The following is a 21,369-nucleotide window of genomic DNA, read 5'->3' as shown; positions in this document are numbered from 1 at the left end:
CCACCCGGCAGGGCGGATTAGCGGCCGGACTTGAGCTTGTTCCACGAGCGATTAATCCAACGCATGATTTCGGGTGGCTGCTCCGACGAGACATAGAGCTTCTGCTGCACCGCTGCCGGGGGATAAATGGAGGGGTCATGCCTGACCTGCTCGTTCATCAGCGCATCCGCCTGGGTATTGGCATTGGCGTAGCCGACATGCTCGCTGACTTTGGCGATAACCGCCGGCTGCAGCAGGTAGTTGATGAAGGCATGGGCTTGTTCAACATTCTTGGCATCGGCCGGGATGCTCAGCATGTCGAACCAGAGATTGCCGCCCTCGCGGGGCACTATATAGGCGATCTGGACCCCATTACCGGCCTCCTCGGCGCGGCTCATGGCCTGGAATACGTCGCCGGAGTAGCCGAAGGCGATGCAGATATCCCCATTGGCGAGGTCAGTGATGTATTTGGAGGAATGGAAGTAACTGATGTAAGGACGCAAGCTCTTCAGTTTGCTCTCGGCCGCCTTGTAGTCCTGCAGGCGTCTGCTGTTGGGGTCCAGCCCCATATAGTTGAGCATGGCGGGAAAGGTCTCGTCTGCGGAGTCCATGAAGGAAACGCCACAGGCCTGAAGTTTCTTCAGGTTTTCCGGTTCGAACAGGACGGCCCAGGAGTCGATCTGCTCAACACCCAGCAGCTGCTTGATCTTGGTGACGTTGTAACCGATGCCATTGGTGCCCCAGAGATAGGGCACGGCATAGTGGTTGCCTGGATCGTTGACCTGCAGGCGCTCCAGAAGCTTCGGATCGAGGTTGCTCCAGTTAGGCAGCCGGGCCAGATCCAGCTTCTGGAAGACCCCGGCCTTGATCTGCCGGCCGAGGAAATGGTTGCTGGGCACCACCACGTCGTAGCCGGTGTGCCCCGCCAGGAGCTTGCCTTCGAGTGTCTCGTTGGAATCGAAAACGTCGTAAACCGGCTTGATCCCGGTGTCCCGCTGGAAGTCCGCCAAAGTGGTTTCGGCGATGTAGTCCGTCCAGTTGTAGATATTCACGACATCCTGCGCCGAAGCCTGGCCGCTCAGGGCGCATAGGGCTGCGAACAGAATCGTTGGGCATGGAAGTTTCATTCGCCTGTCCTTGTCCTAGGTAGGTTGGGGAATAGATTCACGCAGGACCGATTTCGTCCTGGAGGACGCCCGTGGGTTTCACGCACTGAGCAGAAGGAATTCCCGCTCCCAGGAGCTGATCACTTGCTTGAAGTTCTCGTGCTCGACCCGCTTGACCGCGACGAAGCCCTTGGTGAAGCGGCTACCCAGGTACTCCTTGAGCATCGCCGACTGCTCCATGCGCTCCAGCGCGGCCTCCAGGGTCAGCGGCAGGGCCAGATTACGCCGCTCGTAGCCGCGTCCCTGCACGGGCTGGCTGGGCTCGACGGCTTCGATCATGCCGACGAAACCGCACAGCAGGCTCGCCGCCAGGGCCAGGTAGGGGTTGGCGTCGGCGCCCGGCAGGCGATTCTCCACCCGGCGGTTCTGCGGATCCGAGTCCGGTACGCGCAGGCCCACGGTGCGGTTCTCCTCGCCCCACTCCACATTCACCGGCGCCGAGGTATCCGGCAGGAAGCGGCGGAACGAGTTGACGTTGGGGGCGAACAGCGGCAGCGTCTCGGGAATGTATTTCTGCAAACCGCCGATGTGGTGCAGGAACAGGTCGCTCATGCTGCCGTCGGGGTTGGAGAAGATGTTCTGACCGGTCTGCAGGTCCACCACGCTCTGATGCAGGTGCATGGCGCTGCCCGGTTCGCCGGTCATCGGCTTGGCCATGAAGGTCGCGCTGACGTTGTGCTTGAGGGCCGCCTCGCGCAGGGTCCGTTTGAAGACGAAGATCTGATCCGCCAGGTGCAGCGGATCGCCGTGGCGGAAGTTGATCTCCATCTGCGCGGTGCCTTCCTCGTGGATCAGAGTGTCCAAGTCCAGCCCCTGGGCCTCGCTCCAGTTGTACATGTCCTCGAAGAGCGGATCGAACTCGTTGGTCGCCTCGATCGAGTAGGACTGCCGCCCCGTCTCCTGGCGCCCGGAGCGGCCGACTGGCGGCTTCAGCGGATAGTCAGGGTCATCGCTGCGCTGAATCAGGTAGAACTCCATTTCCGGCGCGATGATCGGCTTCCAGCCCCGCTCCGTGTAGAGTCTGAGCACCTTCTTGAGGATGTTGCGCGGCGATAGCTCGACCGGGCGGCCCTGCTTGTCATGGGTGTCATGGATGACCTGGGCCGTCGGTTCCAGGGCCCAAGGCACCAGAAACACGGCGCCCTCGTCGGGGTGGCAGTGCATGTCGATGTCGGCCGGGTCGAGCAGGTCGTAATAGACCTCGTCCTCGACGTAGTCGCCGGTGACCGTCTGCAACAAGACGCTCTCCGGCAGGCGCATGCCCCGCTCATTGAGGAACTTGTTGGTCGGCGAGATCTTGCCCCTGGCAATGCCGCTCAGATCCGAGATAAGGCACTCGACCTCGGTGATCTTGTTGTCCTTCAACCATTGGCTCAGACGATCCAGATTGCCTTTCATAACGCCTCATGCAGGTGGATTGCCGGGGCGTCCTAGTGCCGCCCGGCTTCAATAAGTCGAAGAAATTCTGCCGCCGAGGCGAGGCCGGCCTCTATCCGCTTTGCGCCAGTTTTAGCGCCCCTTTTTGGCGCACGCCGGATCGGCGCCGGCTGCGCAGGCAGCGCCAAGCCTGGCTCCGCGGTCGCCGAGGCGCTGCCATGGGCCAGCGGGGTTGCCCGAAGAATTGAGATCCAAGCGGTCGAGCGGGTGACCGCGCGCGGCCCGCCGGGCCGAGGGCATCACCAGCCAGGGGAGTGCCGAGGAAACGCCGGCGCCTCAGTCCAGCGCCTGCGGCTTAGGAACGGCGCAGCAGCGTGCAGCTAGGCAGTTCGTTGAACAGCTGGCGATAGGCCTCGGAGAAACGCCCCAGGTGCCAGAACGACCAGCGCATCGCGATCTCGGCCACCGTGGTTTCCCCCGGCGAGGCGCGCAGCAGGTCGCGATGCGCCGCATTCAACCGGCGCAGCCGCAGCCAGTGGTTCGGCGCGACCCCGATGAAGGCGGTAAAGCTCTTCTGCAGCTGGCGAACGGATACGCTGGCCACACTCGCCAGCTGCAGCACATTGAAATGCTCATCGGGAAAGGCGGTCGCCAACTCGAAGACCTTGCGGACGACCTGGCGATCGCGCGCCAAACGCCTCAGGCCAGAATCGTCGAGCGTCCGGGTCGAACACTCGAGAACAAACAGACAGTCATCGACCAGCTGTCTCGCCAGGTTTTCCTCGGCGAGCTGATCGGGCGTCGCCAGCAAGCGCCCGAGGGTACCGCTCAGCCAGCGGCCGAACAGCCGGCTGTGCTGGGATCGCAAGGGCGTGAGGAACAGCCCGTCCAGAACGCTTAGGTCCAAGCCCGCGAGCCGACTCAGGTAGTTCTGGTCCAGCACTACCGCCACTTCCTTGTAGTTCTCCGGGGTGATCCAGGTGTTCTGGCTCTCGCCATTAAGCAGATAGAGCGAACCATCGACTGCATCGAAGCTGAACACCAGGGAGCTGGCCGGAGCATGAAAATATTGCTCGACCCGGGTGTTCATCCGCTCCTCGTAGACCGCCACCCCACCCAGCTCCAGGTGCACGATCTGACCGCGGAAGGCGCCGGGGGACATCTGCTGGTAATGCTGTTCCCAGCCCGCGATGACGCGCTGCTGCTGATCCACATCCAAAGCCTTGTGGGCTTGAATCTGCATGCTGAGGTCCCCCTGGACCAGCCGAGCGAAACGGCTCAAAAAGAAATGCCAATCCTACCAGCGCAACCACCGGCAGTTCGGCGCGCGGAGCGAGCCATTCAATCCGCGCACCGCGGGTGGCCGGCGCCGCAGCCGCGCCGATCGAGCGACGCCCGCCGGCCATGCGCGCGGCGCGACAATCATGTCGGCGGCGTTTGCTTCAGCCTTCCTGGGCGCGCACTTGCCCGGCCAGCGCCGGGTCCGTCGGCAGCACCATGCGCTCGGGCATGGCGCGCACGGTGCGGCGGGCCGCCAGATAGTAAAGCAGGCCCGGCACCGCCAGACCGACTATCCAGGAAATATCGATACCGCCGAGTTGTGCGACCAGCGGCCCGCTGTAGAAGTGGGTGTCGACGAAGGGCAGCTGAATCAACACGCCGACGACATAGACGCCGATCCCCAGCAGATTCCAGCGGCCGTAGCGGCCCTCGGGGTCGGACAGCGCCGGGATGTCATAACACTCCTTGTTGATGAAGTAGTAGTCGACCAGGTTGATCGCGCTCCAGGGCGTGAAGAAGGTCAGCAGGAACAGGATGAAGAACTTGAACGTGCCCAGAAACGAGTCCTGGCCGAGCAGCGCGAGTGCGGTGGACGCGCCGACAATCGCCAGCACGAACAACATGCGCTGCACGGCGCCGATCTGCAGGCGCCCGCGGAAGCCGCTGATGATGGTGGCGATGCACATGAAGCTGCCGTAGGCGTTGAGGGTGGAGACCGTGACCTTGCCGAGCACCACGCTCAAATACAGCAGGGCCGCCATCACCCCGGTGCTGCCGAGCCCGACTATGGTGGCCACCTCATGGCCGCGGAAGTTCGCGCCGGCCAACGCTGCAGCGAACACCCCGAGCACCATCGAGGCCTGGGCGCCTAGCACGGTGCCGAGGCCGACGGCGGCGAAGGTTTTCCAGGACGAGGTCTTGCTTGGCAGATAGCGTGAATAGTCGGCCACATAGGGGCCGAAGGCGATCTGCCAGGACGCCGAGAGGGACACCGCCAGCAGGAAGGAGCTCCAGTCGAAGTGGCGGTTCACCAGCAGCAGGCCGATGTCGTTGAGGGTCAGCAGGCGGGTGAACAGGTAGGCGAAGGCAATGATGCCGAGCACGCTGGTGACCTTGCCGACCAGGTGGATGACCCGATAACCGAACAGGGTCAGGAGCGCGATGCAGGCGGCGAAAATCAGGATGCCGGTGCTGTCGCTGACCTCGATCAACTGGGCGATGGCCTGCCCCGACAGCACCGCGCCGGTGGCGCTGAAGCCGAGGTACATCAGGCACACCAGCACAATCGGGATGGCCGCACCGTAGACGCCGAACTGCACGCGGCTGGAGATCATCTGCGGCAGCCCGAGTTTGGGCCCTTGCGCGGCGTGCAGGGCGACTACCGCGCCGCCGAACAGTTGGCCGACCAGCAGGCCGATCAGCGACCAGAACACGTCGCCGCCCAGCACCACGGCCAAAGCGCCGGTGACTATCGCGGTGATCTGCAGGTTGGCGCCGAGCCACAGGCTGAATTGGCTGTAGAGGCTGCCATGGCGCTCATCCTCGGGGATGTAATCGATCGAGCGTTGCTCGATCAGGGGCGCGCGCTGCGGGCTATCGTTGACCTGGGTCATGAGGGTGGTTTCCTTGGGGTGCAGGCGGATGGGCTGCTTTTATTCGGTGAGTCTGCGCACGCCGCTCCAGTTGCGGATGGCACGGCCAAAACAGTCGCTGACGTGGGGCGCTGGGCAAAACAGCTAGTAACGGAATGCGGACGCGGTGGATTCAGGTGGGGTTAAGTCGCTGGACCTCACCCCGCCGGCGCCGCTCGTGGTGGTTTGCGCTGCGCTTAGAAGGTCTTGCTGGCGCTGGCGACTACGGTCGGGCCGCACAGGTCGTCGAAACCGGTAAAACTTTGGCACTCGGTTTTCGACAGGTCGGTATCGATGTAGCTCAGGCCCCAGGTCACGCCGATCAAGTCGCGGTTCAGCTTGATCTCCCAGTTGCGGTAGTCGGGGCGGCTGCTGCCGTCGTTGCTGAAAAATACGTCGTCCTTGTAGTCGACGTATTCGTAGCGGGCTTCGAAACCGACCTCTGCCGGCAACAGGGTGCGATAGCCGATCAAAAATGAGGACAGGTCCTCGTCTTTCCCGGCGGGGTGAATGAGGTTCTCTTCTTCTTCGTCCCAGATCTCCGGGCCCATAACGTTGTTGGCGAATTTGGCACCGAGCAGCACGCCGTAGACATCCAGCAGGGCCTGCACATCGCTCTGGTTGAAATCGCTTTCGCGGGGGAAGTCGTACTTGGTGTAGTAGGTGTCGAGGCTGATGTCGTCAGTAATTTGCCAGTAGTAGCCGGCGTAATACTCGATTTCCTGGCGGGTGCTGGAGTCATGGCCAAAGTCGACATTCGAGGTCCACACACCGGCATACAGGCCGCTGGCGTGGCTGAGCACGACATTCAGCTGCGCGGCCGGGTCGCCGAGGGTTTGCGAGAGGCCGCTGGCGCGGTAATCGCTGACGATAGTAGGGGTGACGATGAGGCGGAACTGATCATTCAGTTCGATCGCCTGGGCGCTGCACAGCGGTGCCAGAGCCAAAGCGGCAAGGGCGAGAATCGGTAGAGCATTCATGCAAATTTCCCTGTTGTTGTGAGTATTTGGGCAGATTCGGACAAGGCTTCGCCGAGCCCCTCGCAGTGCGAGGAGCTTGGCTATTCAGGGCAGCGGCCAGGTTGGCCGCAGGGGAGTTATTGTCAGGACTCGGGGGCGTAAACCTGCTTACCGGCGAAGTAGGTTTTCAGCACCTGGGTCTCGAACAACTCGTCGTCGCTGACCTTGAACACATCGCGGTCGAGGACGATCAAGTCAGCTTGCTTGCCGGGCGCCAGGGAACCGATCTGCTGGTCCAGACGCAGGGCTTTGGCGGCGTTGATGGTGTAGGCGTAGAACATGCTTTCGCGGTCGATGCTTTCGGCGCTGTTGAGTACGCCGAGCGGGCCTTTACGGGTGCCGGCCTGGGCGATGGCGTTCCACGGGTTAGGGCTGGAGACCGGCCAGTCGCTGCCACCGGCAATCACCGCGCCGGCTTTGCGCAAGGACTGCGCAGGGTACATGTAGCGGTAGGCGGAGTCGCTGATATAAGGCTTCACCAGTTCCTCGGTGTAGGACTCGGCGGTGGCCCAGAGCAGTTGCATGTCGGCAATCACCCCGAGCTGCTTGAAGCGCGGGAAGTCCTGCGGGTCGATCAGCTGGATATGGCCGATGCTGTGTGGCAGCGGGGTTGGGTTGAGCTTGCGGGCATATTCAAAACCATTCAGCGCTTCACGCACGGCACGGTCGCCGACCGCATGCACATGCACGATCCAGTCGTGTTTTTCCGCGGCTGCGACCAATTTGCCGAAGTTTGCCGGGTCGATCAGCAGTTCGCCCTTCTTCTGGCTGTTCTTGAACGGTTCGAGCACTGCGGCGCTCTGGCCTGGGAACTCCAGAACGCCGTCAGAAAAGATCTTGAGGCCGGGGAATGTCAGGTTCGGCACGCCTTGAAACTGCTGCATGACCTTGGCCAAAGCCTCGAGTTCAGCCGGCTTGCTTTTCGGGTAGGCAATCAGCAGGGCGGCGACGTGGGCATTCAGTTCGCCCAACTCCGATAGCTTGCGGTAGAGCGGCAGCACGCCAACGCTCTGCTCGGTCGGGCGCAGTTCGAACACTGAGTCGCCGGCGCCGGCGTTGGTAGCGGCGTCCATCCAGGCGGTGACGCCGTATTGGTTGTTGATCTTCACGGCCTGGCGGGTGGCCTCCAGCATCACTTCTTCGCCGTGCTCGGGCAGCTGACTGCGGACGCGGTCCCAGCCGTTCTCGGCGAGGTAACCCGTGGGTGTGAGATCGGCCCCGTGGGCAATGTAGTTGCGCTCTTTCTCCGGCAGGCTTTTCACCAGTGCGGCGTCGATTTTCAGGCGTTTGAGCATGGCCTGGTTGGCCCAGCCGGTGTGCCCGTCGATACCGTTCAGTACCAGCGGCTGCTCGGCCCAGCGGCCCTGGTTGAAGAGCTGCCCGAGTTCATGGCTCTGCTCCCAGTACGCCGAGCTGACCCCGGCAATGCTGATCACGTCGGCGCGACGGGCACGACCGGCCTTGTCCTCGGCAATGATCCACTGTTCAAGTTCGGGCAGCGGTTTGACTTCATCCAGCAGGGTCGAACCCATGCCGTCGAGGGCGGCCATGATCGGATGGCTGTGGCCGTCGATCATGCCGGGCATCAGCACCTTGCCGGCCAGGTCGACAATCTCGGTCGAGGCGTCTGCGAGGGCCTTGATCTCTGCATCGCTACCGACTTTGAGGATTTTGCCGTTTTCCACGGCAACTGCCTGCGCCAGCGCTTGGCCGGGCTCGGCAGTGAACACCTTGCCGTTGAACAACAGCAGATCGGCGGCGGCCATAGCTTCCATCGAGGAAAAAGCCATTGCGGCAACCAACAGGTTCGGGATAAATCGTTGCATCGAAACAGCCTCTAGTTTTTATTGGTCTGGCCGCGAGACTAACGAATGGCGCGGGCCGGCAGAACACCGCTGGCGCGCAAAACCTTTTTGCCAAACAGGAAAGACAGCATGGACAAGCTCGGCGCCCTGAGCATGTTTGTCGCCACCGCCGAGCACGGCAGTTTCAGCCGTGCGGCCGAGCAGCTGGGCAAGACCCCCTCGGCGTTGACCAAGGCCGTCAGCCACCTGGAGGCCGACCTGGGCGCGCAACTGTTCGAGCGCAGCACCCGGCGCACGGCGCTGACCGAGGCTGGCCGGCTCTACCTGGAAACCGCCCGTCAGGTGTTGCAGCGCCTGCATGAGGCGGGCGAGGAGATTGGCCAGCTGCAGCACGGTTTGCATGGCAACCTGAGGTTGACCGCGCCGCTGGCCTTCGGTCGGGCCTTTCTCGATCAGGCCTGTGCCGGCTTTCTCGTCGCCCATCCGCAGATCAAGTTGCGCGTGGACCTCAGCGATGCCTTCGTCGATCTGGCCGATGGCAGTTATGACTTGGCCCTGCGTGAAGGGCGTAGTGACCTGCCTGGGCTGATCGTCAAACCCTTGGGGGAAAATCGCATCGTCATGTGCGCCAGCCCGGCGTACTTGGCGGCCAATCCGCTGGCGGTGAGCCCGGAAACCTTCGACCGTCATCAGTGGCTGATCTACCGCCATCCGGCGCTGGACCAGAGCTACTGGTGGATGTCCCTGGCTGGGGTGCGCATACGCGTCCCGCAGCCGCAAGGCCGCTTGCAGAGCGACAACTACGACCTGCTGCTGGCCAATACCCTGATGGGCACGGGTCTGCACGCTTGTCCGTTGTGGAGCGTGCAGCCCTATCTGGAGAGCGGCCAGTTGCTGCAGGTGATGACGGAGTACGACTTCGACCCGGACGCTTTCGGCCCGCTGGTCCTCGCCGTTTACCCCAGCCATCGCCGGGCGACGCGCAAGGTGCAGGCATTTATCGACTATCTTGAGCAGTTTCTGCGGGCGCAGGGCCTCGCCTGACTTTCTCTTGGCGCGGCATCTGGCTAAGCTCGGCTTTCGTTTACCTGCCGAGACTTTCTCATGCCACAGCCATGGCCGGCCGCCGATATTGCCCGTTCGATCCTCGATGGCTTCGACGATTATCGCGAACATTTCCGCCAGATCACCGATGGTGCCCGTGCCCGTTTCGAGCAGGCCCAGTGGGCGGAAACCCAGCGGGCCGCGGCGGCGCGGATCAACCTCTACGAAGAGAAGGTCAGCGAAGTCGGCATGCGGCTGCGCCGCAGTAACGACCCCGCGGTGCTGCTCGATGTGCAGCTGTGGCCGCTGGTGAAGAGCGCCTACATCAACCTGATCGACCTGCGCTTCGACGATGAATTGGCCGAGACCTGGTACAACTCGATCTTCTGCGGCCTGTTCAGTCATGACCAGATCAGCGACGGCTGCATGTTCATCCACACCACCCGGCCGTCGCTGCGCAGCCACGAGCGGGCGGCGCAGACCCGCAGCTACCTGCCGCGGGTCAACCTCGGCGGCATGCTCGAGCAGGTCTTCGCCGACTACCGCTTTAGCATGCCGTTCGAGGACCTGCCGCGTGACCTGCAACGCCTGGAGAACCAGCTGCGCGCCAGTCTGCCGGACTGGGTGTGCAGGGATCCGGAGCTGTGCATCGAACTGTTTTCCTCGGTGCTCTACCGCAACAAGGGCGCCTATCTGGTCGGGCGTGTCTATACCCGCGACGAGCAGTGGCCGCTGGTGATCCCGCTGCTGCACCGCGAAGGCCACGGCATCCAGATCGACGCGCTGATCACCGACGAGGCGGAGGTGTCGATCATCTTCTCCTTCACCCGCTCGTACTTCATGGTCGACGTGCCGGTGCCGGCGGAGTTCATCGGCTTCTTGAAGCGCATCCTGCCGGGCAAGCACATCGCCGAGCTGTACACCTCGATCGGCTTCTACAAGCACGGCAAGTCGGAGTTCTACCGCGCGCTGATCAACCACCTGGCCAACACCGACGACAAGTTCATCATGGCCCCCGGGGTGCGCGGCATGGTCATGAGCGTGTTCACCCTGCCGGGCTTCAACACCGTGTTCAAGATCATCAAGGACCGCTTTGCGCCGTCGAAGAACGTCGACCGCAACACGGTGATCGAGAAGTACCGGCTGGTGAAGAGCGTCGACCGGGTCGGGCGCATGGCCGATACCCAGGAGTTCGCCGACTTCCGCTTCCCCAAGGCCAAGTTCGATCCCGACTGCCTGGCCGAGCTGCTGGAAGTGGCGCCGTCCACGGTGGAAATCGAGCACGGCGACACCGTGCTGATCCGCCACTGCTGGACCGAGCGGCGCATGACGCCGCTGAACATCTATCTGGAACACGCCAACGAGGCGCAGGTGCACGAGGCGCTGGAGGACTACGGCCTGGCGATCAAGCAGCTGGCGGCGGCGAATATCTTCCCCGGCGACATGCTGCTGAAGAACTTCGGCGTCACTCGCCACGGCCGCGTGGTGTTCTACGACTACGACGAGATCAGCTACCTCACCGAGGTCAACTTCCGCCGCATTCCGCCGCCGCGCTACCCGGAGGATGAGATGGCCTCCGAACCCTGGTACTCGATCGCGCCGAACGACGTGTTCCCCGAGGAGTTCCCGCCGTTCCTGTTCGCCGACATGGGCCAGCGCCGGCTGTTCAGCAAGCTGCACGGCGACCTCTACGACGCCGACTACTGGAAGAGCCTGCAAGAGGCGATCCGCGCCGGCAAGGTGATCGACGTGTTCCCCTATCGGCGCAAGGAGCGCGAACCCACGGAAGCCATCCAATAAGGGTGGCGCCACAGGCGGGCCTATGGTCGAGCATGTATTCTCCCGCGCCACCTGGCTGAACTCGCTGCACATGTCGGCCCTGACCGCCGCCCTGCTGGGCGAGCAGGGCATACCCGCCTGCGAGGTGCTGGCGGGCAGTGGCATCAGCGAGCAGGACCTGGCCGAGCTGCAACGCCTGGTCAACCCCGAGCAGGAGCAGCAGGTCTATGCCAATGCCGTGCGCCTGGCCCCGCGCCCGGCCCTGGGCCTCGCCCTCGGCCTGCGCACGCGCATCTCCGCCTACGGCCTGCTGGGCTACGCCATGCTCTCGGCGCCGACCTTCGGCGAAGCCCTGCGCATCGGCCTCGGCTACCCGGTGCTGCTGGGCACCTACTTCCGCCTGACCCTGGAGCCGGACGGCGAAACCGCCTGGCTGACCGCCGCCGACTACAGCGAGGACGAAGCGCTGCGGCCCTTCAACACCGAGCTGTGCCTGGGCTCGCTCAAGGTGATCTGCGCCGACCTGCTGGGCCAGCCCCTGCCGCTGCGTGCGGTGCAGTTGGACTACCCGGCCGGCGGCGGCATGGCCCGGCCCTACGCGCGCGGCTTCAGCTGCCCGGTGGAGTTCGCCGCGCCACGCAGCGCCATCGGCTTCGACGCCGCCTGGCTGGCCCGCCGCCTGCCCCTGGCCGACCCGGTGACCCACAAGGAAATGCTCGAACAGTGCCGCCGGCAGAACGCCGAGTTCGCCGCCCGTCGCGCCTGGCTGGAGCGCGTGCGCGCGCTGCTCGCCGCGCGCCTGCAGGACCCGCCGGGGCTGGAGGAGCTGGCGCGGTTGATGAGCTGCTCCGCGCGCAGCCTGCGCCGCCACCTGCAACAGCAGCAGACCAGCTACCAGCAGTTGCTCGACGAGCTGCGCTTCGCCCGTGCCAAGGAAATGCTGCAGCAGGGCGACCTGCCCATCTACCGCATCGCCGAGGCGCTCGGCTTCAGCGAGACCGCCAGCCTGCGCCACGCCTTCCAGCGCTGGAGCAGCCAGCCGCCCAGCCATTTCCGCGGCTGAGGCCGCTGCTCGCTGGGCACCGAGGCCGACCAGCCCTACAGGGGCGGATTCATTCGCCAAGGAACGCATCGCGCGCCCCTTCGCCGCCATGGATTCGTGACCGCCTCGGCATCATGCGGCCAAGTGCTTTGGCCATTTCGATCCCCTTTTGGCCGTTGCCGCTGTTCTGCCCGGCCGTGGCCCTGTGCAGAATGGCCTCACCAACAACAAGACTCACGAGGCCTCCATGCTGACCGTGTACAGCGATGACCATCGTCTCCACTTCGGCCAATCCGAACTGGTCGACGGCAAGCTCCAGCCCTGTTTCGAGATGCCCAGCCGTGCCGATACGGTGCTGGCTCGGGTGCGCCAGCAGAACCTCGGCGAGGTGATCGCGCCGCAGGACTTCGGCATCGAGCCCATCCTGCGCATCCACGATGGCGCCTACGTCGAGTTCCTCGAGGGCGCCTGGGCGCGCTGGGCCGCCGAAGGGCACAGCTGCGACATGCTGCCCTCGACCTTCCCGGCCCGCCGTCTGCGCCGCGACGGCCCGATTCCCACGGCCCTGCATGGCCAACTCGGCCATTACTGCTTCGATACCGAGGCGCCGATCACCGCCGGCACCTGGCAGGCCGTGTACAGCTCGGCTCAGGTCGCGCTGACCGCCCAGGACCACATGCGCCAGGGCGCCAATACCGCCTTCGCCCTGTGCCGCCCGCCGGGCCACCACGCCGGCAGCGACTTCATGGGCGGCTACTGCTTCTTCAACAACGCCGCCATCGTCAGCCAGGCCTTCCTCGACCAGGGCGCCCGGCGCGTGGCCATCCTCGACGTCGACTACCACCACGGCAACGGCACCCAGGAGCTGTTCTATTCGCGCAGCGACGTGCTCTTCGCCTCCATCCACGGCGATCCGCTGGTGGAATACCCCTATTACCTGGGCCATGCCGACGAGCACGGCGAAGGTCCCGGCACGGGCTTCAACCACAACTACCCGTTGCCCCACGGCACCGGCTGGGACGGCTGGTCCGCCGCCCTGGACGACGCCTGCCGCCAGATCGCCGCCTACGCCCCCGACGCGCTGGTGGTCTCCCTCGGCGTCGACACCTACAAGGACGACCCGATCTCCCAGTTCAAGCTGGACTCGCCGGACTACCTGGCGATGGGCCGGCGCATCGCCGCCCTCGGCCTGCCGACCCTGTTCATCATGGAAGGCGGCTATGCAGTGGAGGCTATCGGGGTCAACGCCGTCAACGTGTTGCAGGGCTTCGAAGGAGCTTCCCGATGAATGCCCAGCTGCTGGTCGCGGGAGCCCTGCTGGGCGTCTCGCTGCAGGCCGCCGCCGAGCCGGTGGTGCGCATCTACAACTGGTTCGACTACATCGGTCCGGACACCCTGAAGAACTTCCAGCAGGACAGCGGCATCACGCCCAAGTACGACGTCTACGACAGCAACGAGGTGCTGGAAGCCAAGCTGCTGTCCGGGCGCTCCGGCTATGACCTGGTGGTGCCCAGCGACAGCTTCCTGCCCAACTACATGAAGGCCGGGGTGTTCCAGCCGCTGGACAAGAGCAAGCTGCCGAACTGGAAGAACCTCAACCCGGCGCTGCTCCAAGTGCTGGCCGCCAAGGACCCCGGCAACCAGTACGTGATGCCCTACATGTGGGGCACCAACGGCATCGCCTACAACGTCGACAAGGTGCGCGCCGTGCTCGGCGAGAACGCGCCGGTGGATTCCTGGGAGCTGATCTTCAATCCCGACAACCTGGCCAAGCTGCAGAGCTGCGGCGTGGCCTTCCTCGACTCGCCCACCGAGGTGATCCCCGAGGTGCTGCACTACCTCGGCCTGTCCCCCAACAGCCGCAACCCCGAGGACTACAAGAAGGCCGAGGAACTGCTCACCCGCCTGCGTCCGCACGTGACCTATTTCAGCTCCTCGAAGTTCGTCACCGACCTGGCCAACGGCGAGGTCTGCGTGGCGCTGGCCTGGTCCGGCGGCGCCATGCAGGCGGCGAACCGGGCGAAGGAGGCGGGCAACGGCGTGAAGGTCGCATACCGCATCCCGAAAGAGGGCACCGCGGCCTGGTTCGACGTGCTGGCCATTCCCAAGGACGCGCAGAACGTCGAGCAGGCCCATGCCTTCCTCAACTACCTGCTGCGCCCGGAAGTGGTGGCGCCGATCTCCGACTACGTCGCCTACGCCAACCCCAACCAGGCGGCGGATGCGCTGATTTCGGCGGAGCTGCGCGACAACCCCCACGTCTACCCGTCGGCGGAGGTGCAGGCCAGGCTCTATACGGTGGAAATGCTGCCGCCGAAGCTGGAGCGGATCCGCACCCGTACCTGGACCAGGATCAAGACGGGCAAGTAGGGGCGGGGACGCGGAGCCCCCGTGGAAGTGATCCTGTGAGCGAATTCATTCGCGAAAAGGGGCGCGCAGCGCCCCTGTCTATAGGGCGGGTGAAACCCGCGAGAACTCCGTAGGCAGCGACGTCGGGTTGCATCCGACCTACGGACTGGGTGCCAGCGGGCCTCCAGGTTCACGGGTAGCAACCGAGAAAGAAAAAAGCTCTGTTTTGAATATCCGCTCAAGGGCTAATTGCTAGTGAGTGGTAGGGGTGAGCAAAACCGGCACTTGACCTTGCCACAATGGCAAGGTCCAACCTTGAAAAAGGGACGGGTAGAAGTTGTTCGTAACCAACGCACTCCCCTTTACAACACCACTACCGTCCTTACCTTTCGCTCAGAAATGGGCGTGGGAGAAGGGGGGGAGTGGGCCGAGAAGGCTTTGGCCCCTACCTCCTGGCAAGTTCAGCAGTCGCTTGCCCGGAGCCCGCCGGAAACCAAGGTCCTAGATCAGGAGAGCCGCCATGCGTAACGCTATTGCCTACACCGCCCTTGCTGCCTTCTTAACCCTTGGAACTGTTTCCACGGGATTTGCCGAACAGGCCAAGACCCCCGCCCAAGGCAGTTCCGAGACCAAGAAGGGTGAGGACATGCACATGATGGACGGCAACCAGATGCCGATGATGGACATGATGCAGGAGATGTCCACGATGATGAAAACCTGCAATGCCATGATGGAGAACATGAACCAGCACATGGACAAGGAGGCCCCGAAGGGCGACACCAAGGCGCAATAGTGGCCTGGTTCACGCCGACCGTCCCAGTCCCTCAGTTCGGGCGACATGAGCTATTGCTCCCTGGGTAGCGGCGCCGTTCGCAGGGTCGCTACCGCGATTCCCCAGGCTTAAAGCGCGGCATCCCGCTTCACTGCGGCTGTCGAGGAGGCGTCCGGCCATGAGCGACTTCACCCTGCACTATGGGCACTGGGGGTGGGTGCTGGTGATGGTGCTGATTGCCTCCTGGCTGCTCTATCACTTCGTGGCTCCGCGCAGCTGGCATGACTGGACCGGCGCCGGCTTGGTGCAAGCCTTCATCATCGCGTTGTATGCCGAGATGTACGGCTTCCCGCTGACGATTTATCTGCTAACGGGTTTCCTGGGCATCGAGCTACCGCTAACGGGCTTCACCGGCCATTTGTGGGCTACCTTGCTGGGCTATGGCAGTGCCGGGGCCATGCTGGAGATGCTGCTGGGCGGCGTCTTCATCGTCATCGGCCTGATGCTGGTGATCCGCGGCTGGGTCCAGGTCTATCACGCCAGCTTGGAGGGCCGGCTAGCCACCCAAGGGGTTTATGGACTGGTCCGCCATCCGCAATACACCGGGATCATGCTGGCCGTGTTCGGGCAGATCATTCACTGGCCGACCGTGATTACGGTACTGCTGTTCCCCCTGATCATCTACGCCTATGTGCGCCTGGCCAAACGCGAAGAATCGCGATTGTGCGAGCAGTTCGGGGACGCATACCTGGCCTATCGGCAGCGTCTCCCGATGTTCTTGCCGCCCTGGCAGGCGTGGGGTGGTTTTCTCCGCGCGCTGTTCTCCCCCCTGCCGCATTAATCGGGTCCGAACCGTAACTGGCCTTGCCCCTGCCTGGCACGGGACAAGGCCCACTCACTCATCTCGCCCTGTTCGCGTCCGTAATCGCTCAAGGCCAGCTGCCGATCATTGCAGCGTCTTACCGGCCTTGGCGATCGCGCTCCAGGACTTGCCGCCATCCGTCGACAGGTAAACATCGCGCTTGAATGTAGCCATCGCCCACTCCCGGGACTGGACGGGGCTCTGCGCGAGGTAGGCCACGGCATCTTCGTGCAGTTCGGGCACACTCAGCGGGGTGACCTGACCGGTTGCCAGCTCCACTTTCGAGAGCTTCGCGGCGTTGCCATAGCTGCCGAACCACAGGCTGTTGCCGTCCAGGCTGAAGGCGAGGCCAACCGCCTGTTCGCCTTGGCTGAGGGCCTGGAAGGTCTGGCCGGCATCGCGTGACAGGTACAAGCCGGTGCTGGTCGTCAGCGCGACCGTCTTACTGTCGGTCGGATGCACGGCCAGTGCGACGGGCACCTCAGCGATCCCCTGCGCGGCTGCGCGTTGCCAGTCGAGGCCATCGTTCAGGCTGAAGTACAAGCCGGGGGCGCTCATGCGCGAGTTCGGACGGCCAGTGAAAACGTAGAGCGCGCCGTTGTCGAAACCGCTGGCCAGCAGGTGGAAGTCCGCCTCGCCCTGCAGGCCCAGTTGCTGCCAGGTGCGTCCGTCATCGCTGCTCTTGATCACGCCGAAGGGGTTGGTCAGGCCGCTGCCTTGAGCCGGGTGACCGCTGCTGTAGATCGCCCGGCGAGTCACGGCATAGCCCATGTAATCGTGTTCCGGTCCGGCGGCCTTGCTCCAGCGCCCTGCGCTGTAGATGGCCAGTCCCTGGTGGCTGGGGATAGTCAGTCGCTGACCGTCCGGACTGAACGCCAGCCCGTGCACATGGATGAGGGTCACCGCAGCGTCACCACAGGCCGTGAGTAGCGTGAAGGCCGTCAGAAATCCGAGCGGAATTGCCCCGCGTAGCATCTGTTTCCGTTGCATCGTCAGTCCTCCAAGATCATTCGTTGAAGCACGCCTGCTCCGTACCTGGGCGGTAAAAGAGGCGCCTGACTCAGGCGCCGAGGGCCAACCTCCAATTCAAAGGAGCACCTCAAGGAGGCTGAACAATTACATCTCCTTAAGGAACCCTCATACGGATACAACGGCTGGCTAAGGGTGTTCGTGCCAGTGTCGAGCAGGATCACAAAAGGTGTCGCTCCGCCCTGCGAGCGACTGGCGCGGGCACTACGGCTCATCGCTTGGATTGCGCTTGATCGGCTTAACCTTCTGGGTGTCGTCAGTAGCTGACGTGTTGCTGTGCATACCGCGCATACCAAAGAACATCATCAGCGGACACAGCAGCAAGAGCAGGACTGGCGCAGCCGCCACGATCCAGGCCTGGAAAGCCGGGAACAGAACATAGGCTGCGCCCAAGAGGACAGCAGCGCCGATGCCTAACCGAAGCAGTGTGGCTTTATCGCAGGTCATGATGTGCTCCTTTCAGGTGAGGATAAGCGGCCAGTTCATCCAGAGTCGGCCCAAGGGGGCGCTCAAGGTCGTCGCAATGCTCGGCCAGAAACGCCAGGGCATCGCGGGTGGCCTGCAGCGCAGCGATGCGTGCCTGCAAGGCAGCGAGGTAGCACCGGGCGATGGCCTGGGCCGAGTCCGATCCCGCCACAACGCCAGCAAGGTACGAACCTGCCCCACCGAGAACCCCAGGTCGCGTGCATGGTGGATAAGGCGCAAGACCTGGAGGTCGTTGTCGCGGTAAACCCGATAACCAGCCGGTGTGCGCCGTGAGGATGGGATCAGGTCGATGCGTTCGTAGTAGCGGATCATCCGGGCGGATAAACCGCTTGCGATTGCCGCTTCGCCAATGTGCATGTAACCCTCCCGCTTCGCCTGTCGCCGAGTCAGGCCAGCTCGCGCGGTGTTGGCTGCCAGCGTCTGAGCAGCAAGGCGTAAGTCACCACCGAGACGCTGGACATCGCCATCGCCGCGCCGGCCACCACCGGATTCAACAGACCGAACGCAGCCAGTGGAATGCCGACCAGGTTGTAGACGAAGGCCCAGAACAGACTCTTCAGAATCCGCTGATAAGTGCGGCGGGACAGCGCCACGGCGTCCGCGACCAGCGCGGGGTCGCCGCGCATCAGGGTGATGCCGGCGGTGTGCATGGCCACATCGGTGCCAGTCGCCATGGCGATGCCGACATCGGCCGCCGCCAGCGCCGGCGCGTCGTTGATGCCGTCGCCGACCATCGCCACCACTGCACCCTCGGCCCTCAGCGCCTGCACCGTCGCCGCCTTGTCGCCGGGCAGCACCTCGGCGCGCACCTCGTCAAGGCCAAGTGCTGCGGCCACGCTGGCGGCCGCCCCCTGGTTGTCGCCGGTGATCATCACCGTGCGGATGCCCAGTTCGCGCAGGCGGGCCACGGCCAGTTGAGCGGAGGGTTTCAGCACGTCACCGAAGGCGATCAAGCCCACCAGAGCCGGCCGTGCCGTCACGTCGGCAAGCCAGGACAGGGTATTCCCGTCTTGTGTCAACGCCGACGCGGACGCGCTTAGCGATGACAGGTCCACGCCTAGTTCCTGCATCAGCCGTGAGCTGCCGAGTCGCAGCTCGCGGCCTGCTACCCCAGCGGCCAGGCCGCGTCCGGGCAACGCCGTCACTGACGACGCCGGCAGCAAGGTCACGCCTTCCTGCCGGGCCTTGTCCAGCAGCGCCTGTGCCAGCGGGTGCTCGCTGCCGGTCTGCGCCGACGCGGCGAGTCGCAGCAAACCGGGGGTGTCGCCATCCGCCGCCTCCAGCGCCGTCACCTGGGGCTTGCCCTGGGTCAGCGTGCCGGTCTTGTCGAAGGCCACGACGCCCACCCGGTGCGCGATCTCCAGCGCTTCCGCATCTTTGATCAGAATGCCGTGGCGCGCGCCGACACCGGTGCCGGCCATGATCACGGTCGGCGTGGCGAGGCCCAGTGCGCAGGGGCAGGCGATTACCAGCACCGCCACCGCGTTGATCAACGGGCCAGCAATCTCGCCGGTCACCCACCAGCCAATCAGCAGCGTCATGGCCGCGATCACCAACACCACCGGGACAAAGGCGGCGCTGACCCGATCCACCAAGCGCTGGATCGGCGCCTTGGCCGCCTGGGCGTTCTCGACCAGGCGGATAATCCGCGACAGCGTGCTTTCCGCGCCGACCGCCGTGGTTTCGACCAGCAGCAGGCCTTCGGCGTTAATGGAACCGCCGGTTACCGGGTCGCCATCCCCCTTTGCCACCGGCAGGCTTTCGCCGGTCAGCAGCGACACGTCAAGATGGCTGCGCCCGGCGCGCACCACGCCATCGACCGGTACCCGCTCGCCCGGCCGCACCACGACCAGATCGCCGACCACCAGGGCACTTGCCGGCACCTCGTAATCCACGCCGTCGCGTCGCACGTGGGCGGTGTCCGGCCGCAACGCCTGTAGCGCGCGAATGGCGTCGCCCGTGTGGCGCTTCGCGCGTGCCTCCAGCCACTTGCCGAGCAAGACCAGGGTGATCACCACCGCGGACGCCTCGAAATAGAGGTGCGGGATGCCTGGGCCGCTGTGTGCAGCTAACTGGTAGACCGACAGCCCGTAGCCCGCACTGGTGCCGAGGGCCACCAGGAGGTCCATATTGCCGCTGCCGACGCGCAAGGCCCGCCAGCCGGCGCGGTAGAAGCGTGCACCCAGCCAGAACTGGACCGGCGTGGCCAGCAGCAGTTGGACCCAGCCCGGCAGGCTCCACTGCACACCCAGCAACGCGGCGAGCATCTGCGCCACCAGCGGCAGCGACAGCACGGCGGCCAGTGCCACCGGCCACCAGTCGTGCCGCGGCGGCGCGGCTACCGCCACTGCCGCTGCCGCTGCGCGGGCCTCGTAGCCAGCGGCCGCTACCGCCTGGATCAGCGCTGCCGTCGACACCGCCCCAGCCGCCACCCGGACCCGCGCCGCCTCACTGGCCAGGTTCACCGTGGCCGCCAATACGCCTGGCACCTTCAGGAGGGTCTTCTCGACACGACCGACGCACGAGGCACAGGTCATGCCGGCGATGGCCAAGTCCAGTTGGTCTTCCTTTACGCGATAGCCCGCACCCACCACCGCCTGGAGCAGGGCCGCCAGTGAAGCGTTGGCCTCAAGTTCGACCGTGGCGGCCTCGCTGGCGAGGTTTACGTTGGCGGCAGTAACGCCCGGCACGCGAATCAGGGCCTTTTCGACACGCGCCACACAGGACGCGCAGGTCATGCCCGCCACACCCAACCTCCATTGCTGGACGGGACTGGCGGGCGGCACAGCAGTGATATTCGGGAGCGTATTGGTCACGGCCGACCTCCGACTACCTTTCTCTCCCATGAGGGTGAACCCTGCCGTAAGGGTAAGGTCAAGCGGAGAATGTGGCAGCCGTTGCGGCAACGCAGAGAATCTTGCGGGTGAAGCGCTGCAGAAGGACAGGAACCTGGCGATTCCCCCATTAACGGCGGGTCAGGAGGACGATGACAGCCGGCCTGGGATCAGCCAATCCTGCCCAGGGCCGGGAACAGCTCCAGCAGCCAGTAGGCGAAGGCCGTCAATTGGCCAGTGACCATCGCCACTCCCATGAGGATCAGAACGATGCCGGCCGCCAGATGGATCGTTCGGCTCCATCGCCGGAGCCGCTTCAGGTGGGCCAGGAAATGGTTGGTGAAGAGCGCGGTCAGCAGGAACGGCAGGCCCAGGCCCAGCGAGTAAATGGACAGCAGGGTAATGCCGTTGGCGCCGGTGGAGCCCTGGGAGGCGCTCAAGGTCAGGATGCTGCCGAGAATCGGGCCAATGCAGGGTGTCCAGCCGAAGGCGAAGGCGACGCCGAGCACATAGGCGGCCAGCGGCCCGCCGGTGGACTTGAGGCGGTGGACGAAGCGTACGTCCATTTGCAGCCAGCGCGGGCGGATCAGACCGGTGATAAACAGCCCGAAGGCGATCACGATCACTCCGCCGATCAGGTTGGTTTCCTGCCGATAAGCGAGCAGCAATCGGCTGATGGCGGTGGCGCTGGCCCCCAGCGCGATGAAGACCGTGGCAAAGCCGAGCACGAAGCTCAGGCTCATGGCGAGCACGGCCAGCCGTTCGCGCCGACTTGCCAGCACCTGCAGTTCGTCCACCGACCGGCCGGCGACATAGGACAGGTAGCCGGGTACCAGCGGCAGCACACAGGGCGACAGGAAGGAGATCATCCCCGCCGCGAAGGCGCTGAGAATACCGATGTCACCCAGGCTCAT

18 protein-coding genes and 1 pseudogene are annotated in these 21,369 nt (G+C 64.4%); 7 read left to right on the top strand and 12 right to left on the bottom strand.

Annotated elements, in window-relative coordinates; translation table 11 throughout:
- Positions 1–17: 17 nt before the first annotated feature.
- From D3880_RS15390 to D3880_RS15365, 6 genes are all read right to left on the bottom strand, one after another.
- Positions 18–1,106, bottom strand: coding sequence for a polyamine ABC transporter substrate-binding protein (locus D3880_RS15390; RefSeq protein WP_119894310.1), 1,089 nt, complete (start codon positions 1,104–1,106; stop codon positions 18–20).
- A 78-nt stretch (positions 1,107–1,184) separates the two neighbouring features.
- A complete protein-coding gene (locus D3880_RS15385; protein WP_119894309.1) occupies positions 1,185–2,543 on the bottom strand; it encodes a glutamine synthetase family protein in 1,359 nt (452 codons plus the stop codon).
- A 334-nt stretch (positions 2,544–2,877) separates the two neighbouring features.
- A complete protein-coding gene (locus D3880_RS15380; RefSeq protein ID WP_119895753.1) occupies positions 2,878–3,765 on the bottom strand; it encodes a helix-turn-helix domain-containing protein in 888 nt (295 codons plus the stop codon).
- Positions 3,766–3,964: 199 nt separating this feature from the next.
- The gene (locus tag D3880_RS15375) at positions 3,965–5,416 is read right to left on the bottom strand and encodes a purine-cytosine permease family protein (protein ID WP_119894308.1); all 1,452 of its coding nucleotides are present in this window, start codon (positions 5,414–5,416) and stop codon (positions 3,965–3,967) included.
- A 215-nt stretch (positions 5,417–5,631) separates the two neighbouring features.
- A complete protein-coding gene (locus D3880_RS15370) occupies positions 5,632–6,414 on the bottom strand; it encodes a TorF family putative porin (RefSeq protein WP_119894307.1) in 783 nt (260 codons plus the stop codon).
- 122 nt (positions 6,415–6,536) lie between these two features.
- Positions 6,537–8,279, bottom strand: coding sequence for an amidohydrolase (locus D3880_RS15365; RefSeq protein ID WP_119894306.1), 1,743 nt, complete (start codon positions 8,277–8,279; stop codon positions 6,537–6,539).
- Positions 8,280–8,387: 108 nt separating this feature from the next.
- Here D3880_RS15365 and D3880_RS15360 point away from each other — a divergent pair, with 108 nt between their 5' ends.
- Genes D3880_RS15360 through D3880_RS15350 form a run of 3 tightly spaced genes read left to right on the top strand, consistent with a single transcriptional unit; the run spans position 8,388 to position 12,144 of the window.
- Complete coding sequence (locus D3880_RS15360) at positions 8,388–9,302, top strand: LysR family transcriptional regulator (RefSeq protein WP_119894305.1); 915 nt, start codon at positions 8,388–8,390, stop codon at positions 9,300–9,302.
- Positions 9,303–9,362: 60 nt separating this feature from the next.
- Entirely contained in the window at positions 9,363–11,102 is a 1,740-nt protein-coding gene (gene aceK, locus D3880_RS15355) for a bifunctional isocitrate dehydrogenase kinase/phosphatase (RefSeq protein ID WP_119894304.1), read from the top strand.
- Positions 11,103–11,124: 22 nt separating this feature from the next.
- Entirely contained in the window at positions 11,125–12,144 is a 1,020-nt protein-coding gene (locus tag D3880_RS15350; protein WP_119894303.1) for an AraC family transcriptional regulator, read from the top strand.
- A gap of 49 nt (positions 12,145–12,193) precedes the next feature.
- On the opposite strand, the gene D3880_RS22790 is transcribed toward D3880_RS15350, so the two are convergent.
- Positions 12,194–12,361, bottom strand: a complete 168-nt coding sequence (locus tag D3880_RS22790) for a hypothetical protein (RefSeq protein WP_162935009.1) — start codon at positions 12,359–12,361, stop codon at positions 12,194–12,196.
- 9 nt (positions 12,362–12,370) lie between these two features.
- Between D3880_RS22790 and D3880_RS15345 the strand changes: the two genes are divergently transcribed.
- From D3880_RS15345 to D3880_RS15330, 4 genes are all read left to right on the top strand, one after another.
- Positions 12,371–13,411: a histone deacetylase family protein gene (locus tag D3880_RS15345; protein WP_119894302.1), complete on the top strand. Its 1,041-nt coding sequence runs from the start codon at positions 12,371–12,373 to the stop codon at positions 13,409–13,411.
- Positions 13,408–14,493 (top strand): extracellular solute-binding protein, encoded by a 1,086-nt coding sequence (locus tag D3880_RS15340; RefSeq protein WP_119894301.1) that lies wholly within the window; start codon positions 13,408–13,410, stop codon positions 14,491–14,493. The genes D3880_RS15345 and D3880_RS15340 overlap by 4 nt, the downstream gene beginning before the upstream one ends.
- 499 nt (positions 14,494–14,992) lie before the next feature.
- Positions 14,993–15,265, top strand: a complete 273-nt coding sequence (locus tag D3880_RS15335; protein ID WP_119894300.1) for a hypothetical protein — start codon at positions 14,993–14,995, stop codon at positions 15,263–15,265.
- Between the two features lie 157 nt (positions 15,266–15,422).
- The gene (locus tag D3880_RS15330) at positions 15,423–16,085 is read left to right on the top strand and encodes a methyltransferase family protein (RefSeq protein WP_119894299.1); all 663 of its coding nucleotides are present in this window, start codon (positions 15,423–15,425) and stop codon (positions 16,083–16,085) included.
- A 105-nt stretch (positions 16,086–16,190) separates the two neighbouring features.
- Here D3880_RS15330 and D3880_RS15325 read toward each other — a convergent pair whose 3' ends face one another.
- From D3880_RS15325 to D3880_RS15300, 5 genes and pseudogenes are all read right to left on the bottom strand, one after another.
- Positions 16,191–17,009, bottom strand: a complete 819-nt coding sequence (locus D3880_RS15325) for a F510_1955 family glycosylhydrolase (RefSeq protein ID WP_238474360.1) — start codon at positions 17,007–17,009, stop codon at positions 16,191–16,193.
- A 330-nt stretch (positions 17,010–17,339) separates the two neighbouring features.
- On the bottom strand, positions 17,340–17,582 hold the full coding sequence (locus tag D3880_RS15320) for a DUF2933 domain-containing protein (RefSeq protein WP_119894298.1): 243 nt from the start codon (positions 17,580–17,582) through the stop codon (positions 17,340–17,342).
- A pseudogene (locus D3880_RS15315) lies at positions 17,569–17,978 on the bottom strand (MerR family transcriptional regulator). Before D3880_RS15315 ends, D3880_RS15320 begins: the two are co-directional and overlap by 14 nt.
- 29 nt (positions 17,979–18,007) lie before the next feature.
- A complete protein-coding gene (locus D3880_RS15310) occupies positions 18,008–20,359 on the bottom strand; it encodes a heavy metal translocating P-type ATPase (RefSeq protein WP_238474456.1) in 2,352 nt (783 codons plus the stop codon).
- A gap of 266 nt (positions 20,360–20,625) precedes the next feature.
- Positions 20,626–21,369 carry a cytochrome c biogenesis CcdA family protein gene (locus D3880_RS15300; RefSeq protein WP_119894295.1) on the bottom strand — a complete coding sequence of 248 codons (744 nt, stop codon included), beginning with the start codon at positions 21,367–21,369 and terminating at the stop codon, positions 20,626–20,628.

This window comes from Pseudomonas cavernae (assembly GCF_003595175.1).
Lineage (GTDB): Bacteria > Pseudomonadota > Gammaproteobacteria > Pseudomonadales > Pseudomonadaceae > Aquipseudomonas > Aquipseudomonas cavernae.
This window is presented reverse-complemented; position numbering and strand designations above follow the sequence as displayed.

Excerpts from the sequence above, each read along its gene's own strand:
- D3880_RS15390 (WP_119894310.1), bottom strand. The coding sequence starts at position 1,106 with ATGAAACTTCCATGCCCAACGATTCTGTTCGCAGCCCTATGCGCCCTG.
- D3880_RS15385 (WP_119894309.1), bottom strand. The coding sequence starts at position 2,543 with ATGAAAGGCAATCTGGATCGTCTGAGCCAATGGTTGAAGGACAACAAG.
- D3880_RS15380 (WP_119895753.1), bottom strand. The coding sequence starts at position 3,765 with ATGCAGATTCAAGCCCACAAGGCTTTGGATGTGGATCAGCAGCAGCGC.
- D3880_RS15375 (WP_119894308.1), bottom strand. The coding sequence starts at position 5,416 with ATGACCCAGGTCAACGATAGCCCGCAGCGCGCGCCCCTGATCGAGCAA.
- D3880_RS15370 (WP_119894307.1), bottom strand. The coding sequence starts at position 6,414 with ATGAATGCTCTACCGATTCTCGCCCTTGCCGCTTTGGCTCTGGCACCG.
- D3880_RS15365 (WP_119894306.1), bottom strand. The coding sequence starts at position 8,279 with ATGCAACGATTTATCCCGAACCTGTTGGTTGCCGCAATGGCTTTTTCC.
- D3880_RS15360 (WP_119894305.1), top strand. The coding sequence starts at position 8,388 with ATGGACAAGCTCGGCGCCCTGAGCATGTTTGTCGCCACCGCCGAGCAC.
- aceK (WP_119894304.1), top strand. The coding sequence starts at position 9,363 with ATGCCACAGCCATGGCCGGCCGCCGATATTGCCCGTTCGATCCTCGAT.
- D3880_RS15350 (WP_119894303.1), top strand. The coding sequence starts at position 11,125 with ATGGTCGAGCATGTATTCTCCCGCGCCACCTGGCTGAACTCGCTGCAC.
- D3880_RS15345 (WP_119894302.1), top strand. The coding sequence starts at position 12,371 with ATGCTGACCGTGTACAGCGATGACCATCGTCTCCACTTCGGCCAATCC.
- D3880_RS15340 (WP_119894301.1), top strand. The coding sequence starts at position 13,408 with ATGAATGCCCAGCTGCTGGTCGCGGGAGCCCTGCTGGGCGTCTCGCTG.
- D3880_RS15335 (WP_119894300.1), top strand. The coding sequence starts at position 14,993 with ATGCGTAACGCTATTGCCTACACCGCCCTTGCTGCCTTCTTAACCCTT.
- D3880_RS15330 (WP_119894299.1), top strand. The coding sequence starts at position 15,423 with ATGAGCGACTTCACCCTGCACTATGGGCACTGGGGGTGGGTGCTGGTG.
- D3880_RS15320 (WP_119894298.1), bottom strand. The coding sequence starts at position 17,582 with ATGACCTGCGATAAAGCCACACTGCTTCGGTTAGGCATCGGCGCTGCT.
- D3880_RS15310 (WP_238474456.1), bottom strand. The coding sequence starts at position 20,359 with ATGACCTGCGCGTCCTGTGTGGCGCGTGTCGAAAAGGCCCTGATTCGC.
- D3880_RS15300 (WP_119894295.1), bottom strand. The coding sequence starts at position 21,369 with ATGAGCCTGGGTGACATCGGTATTCTCAGCGCCTTCGCGGCGGGGATG.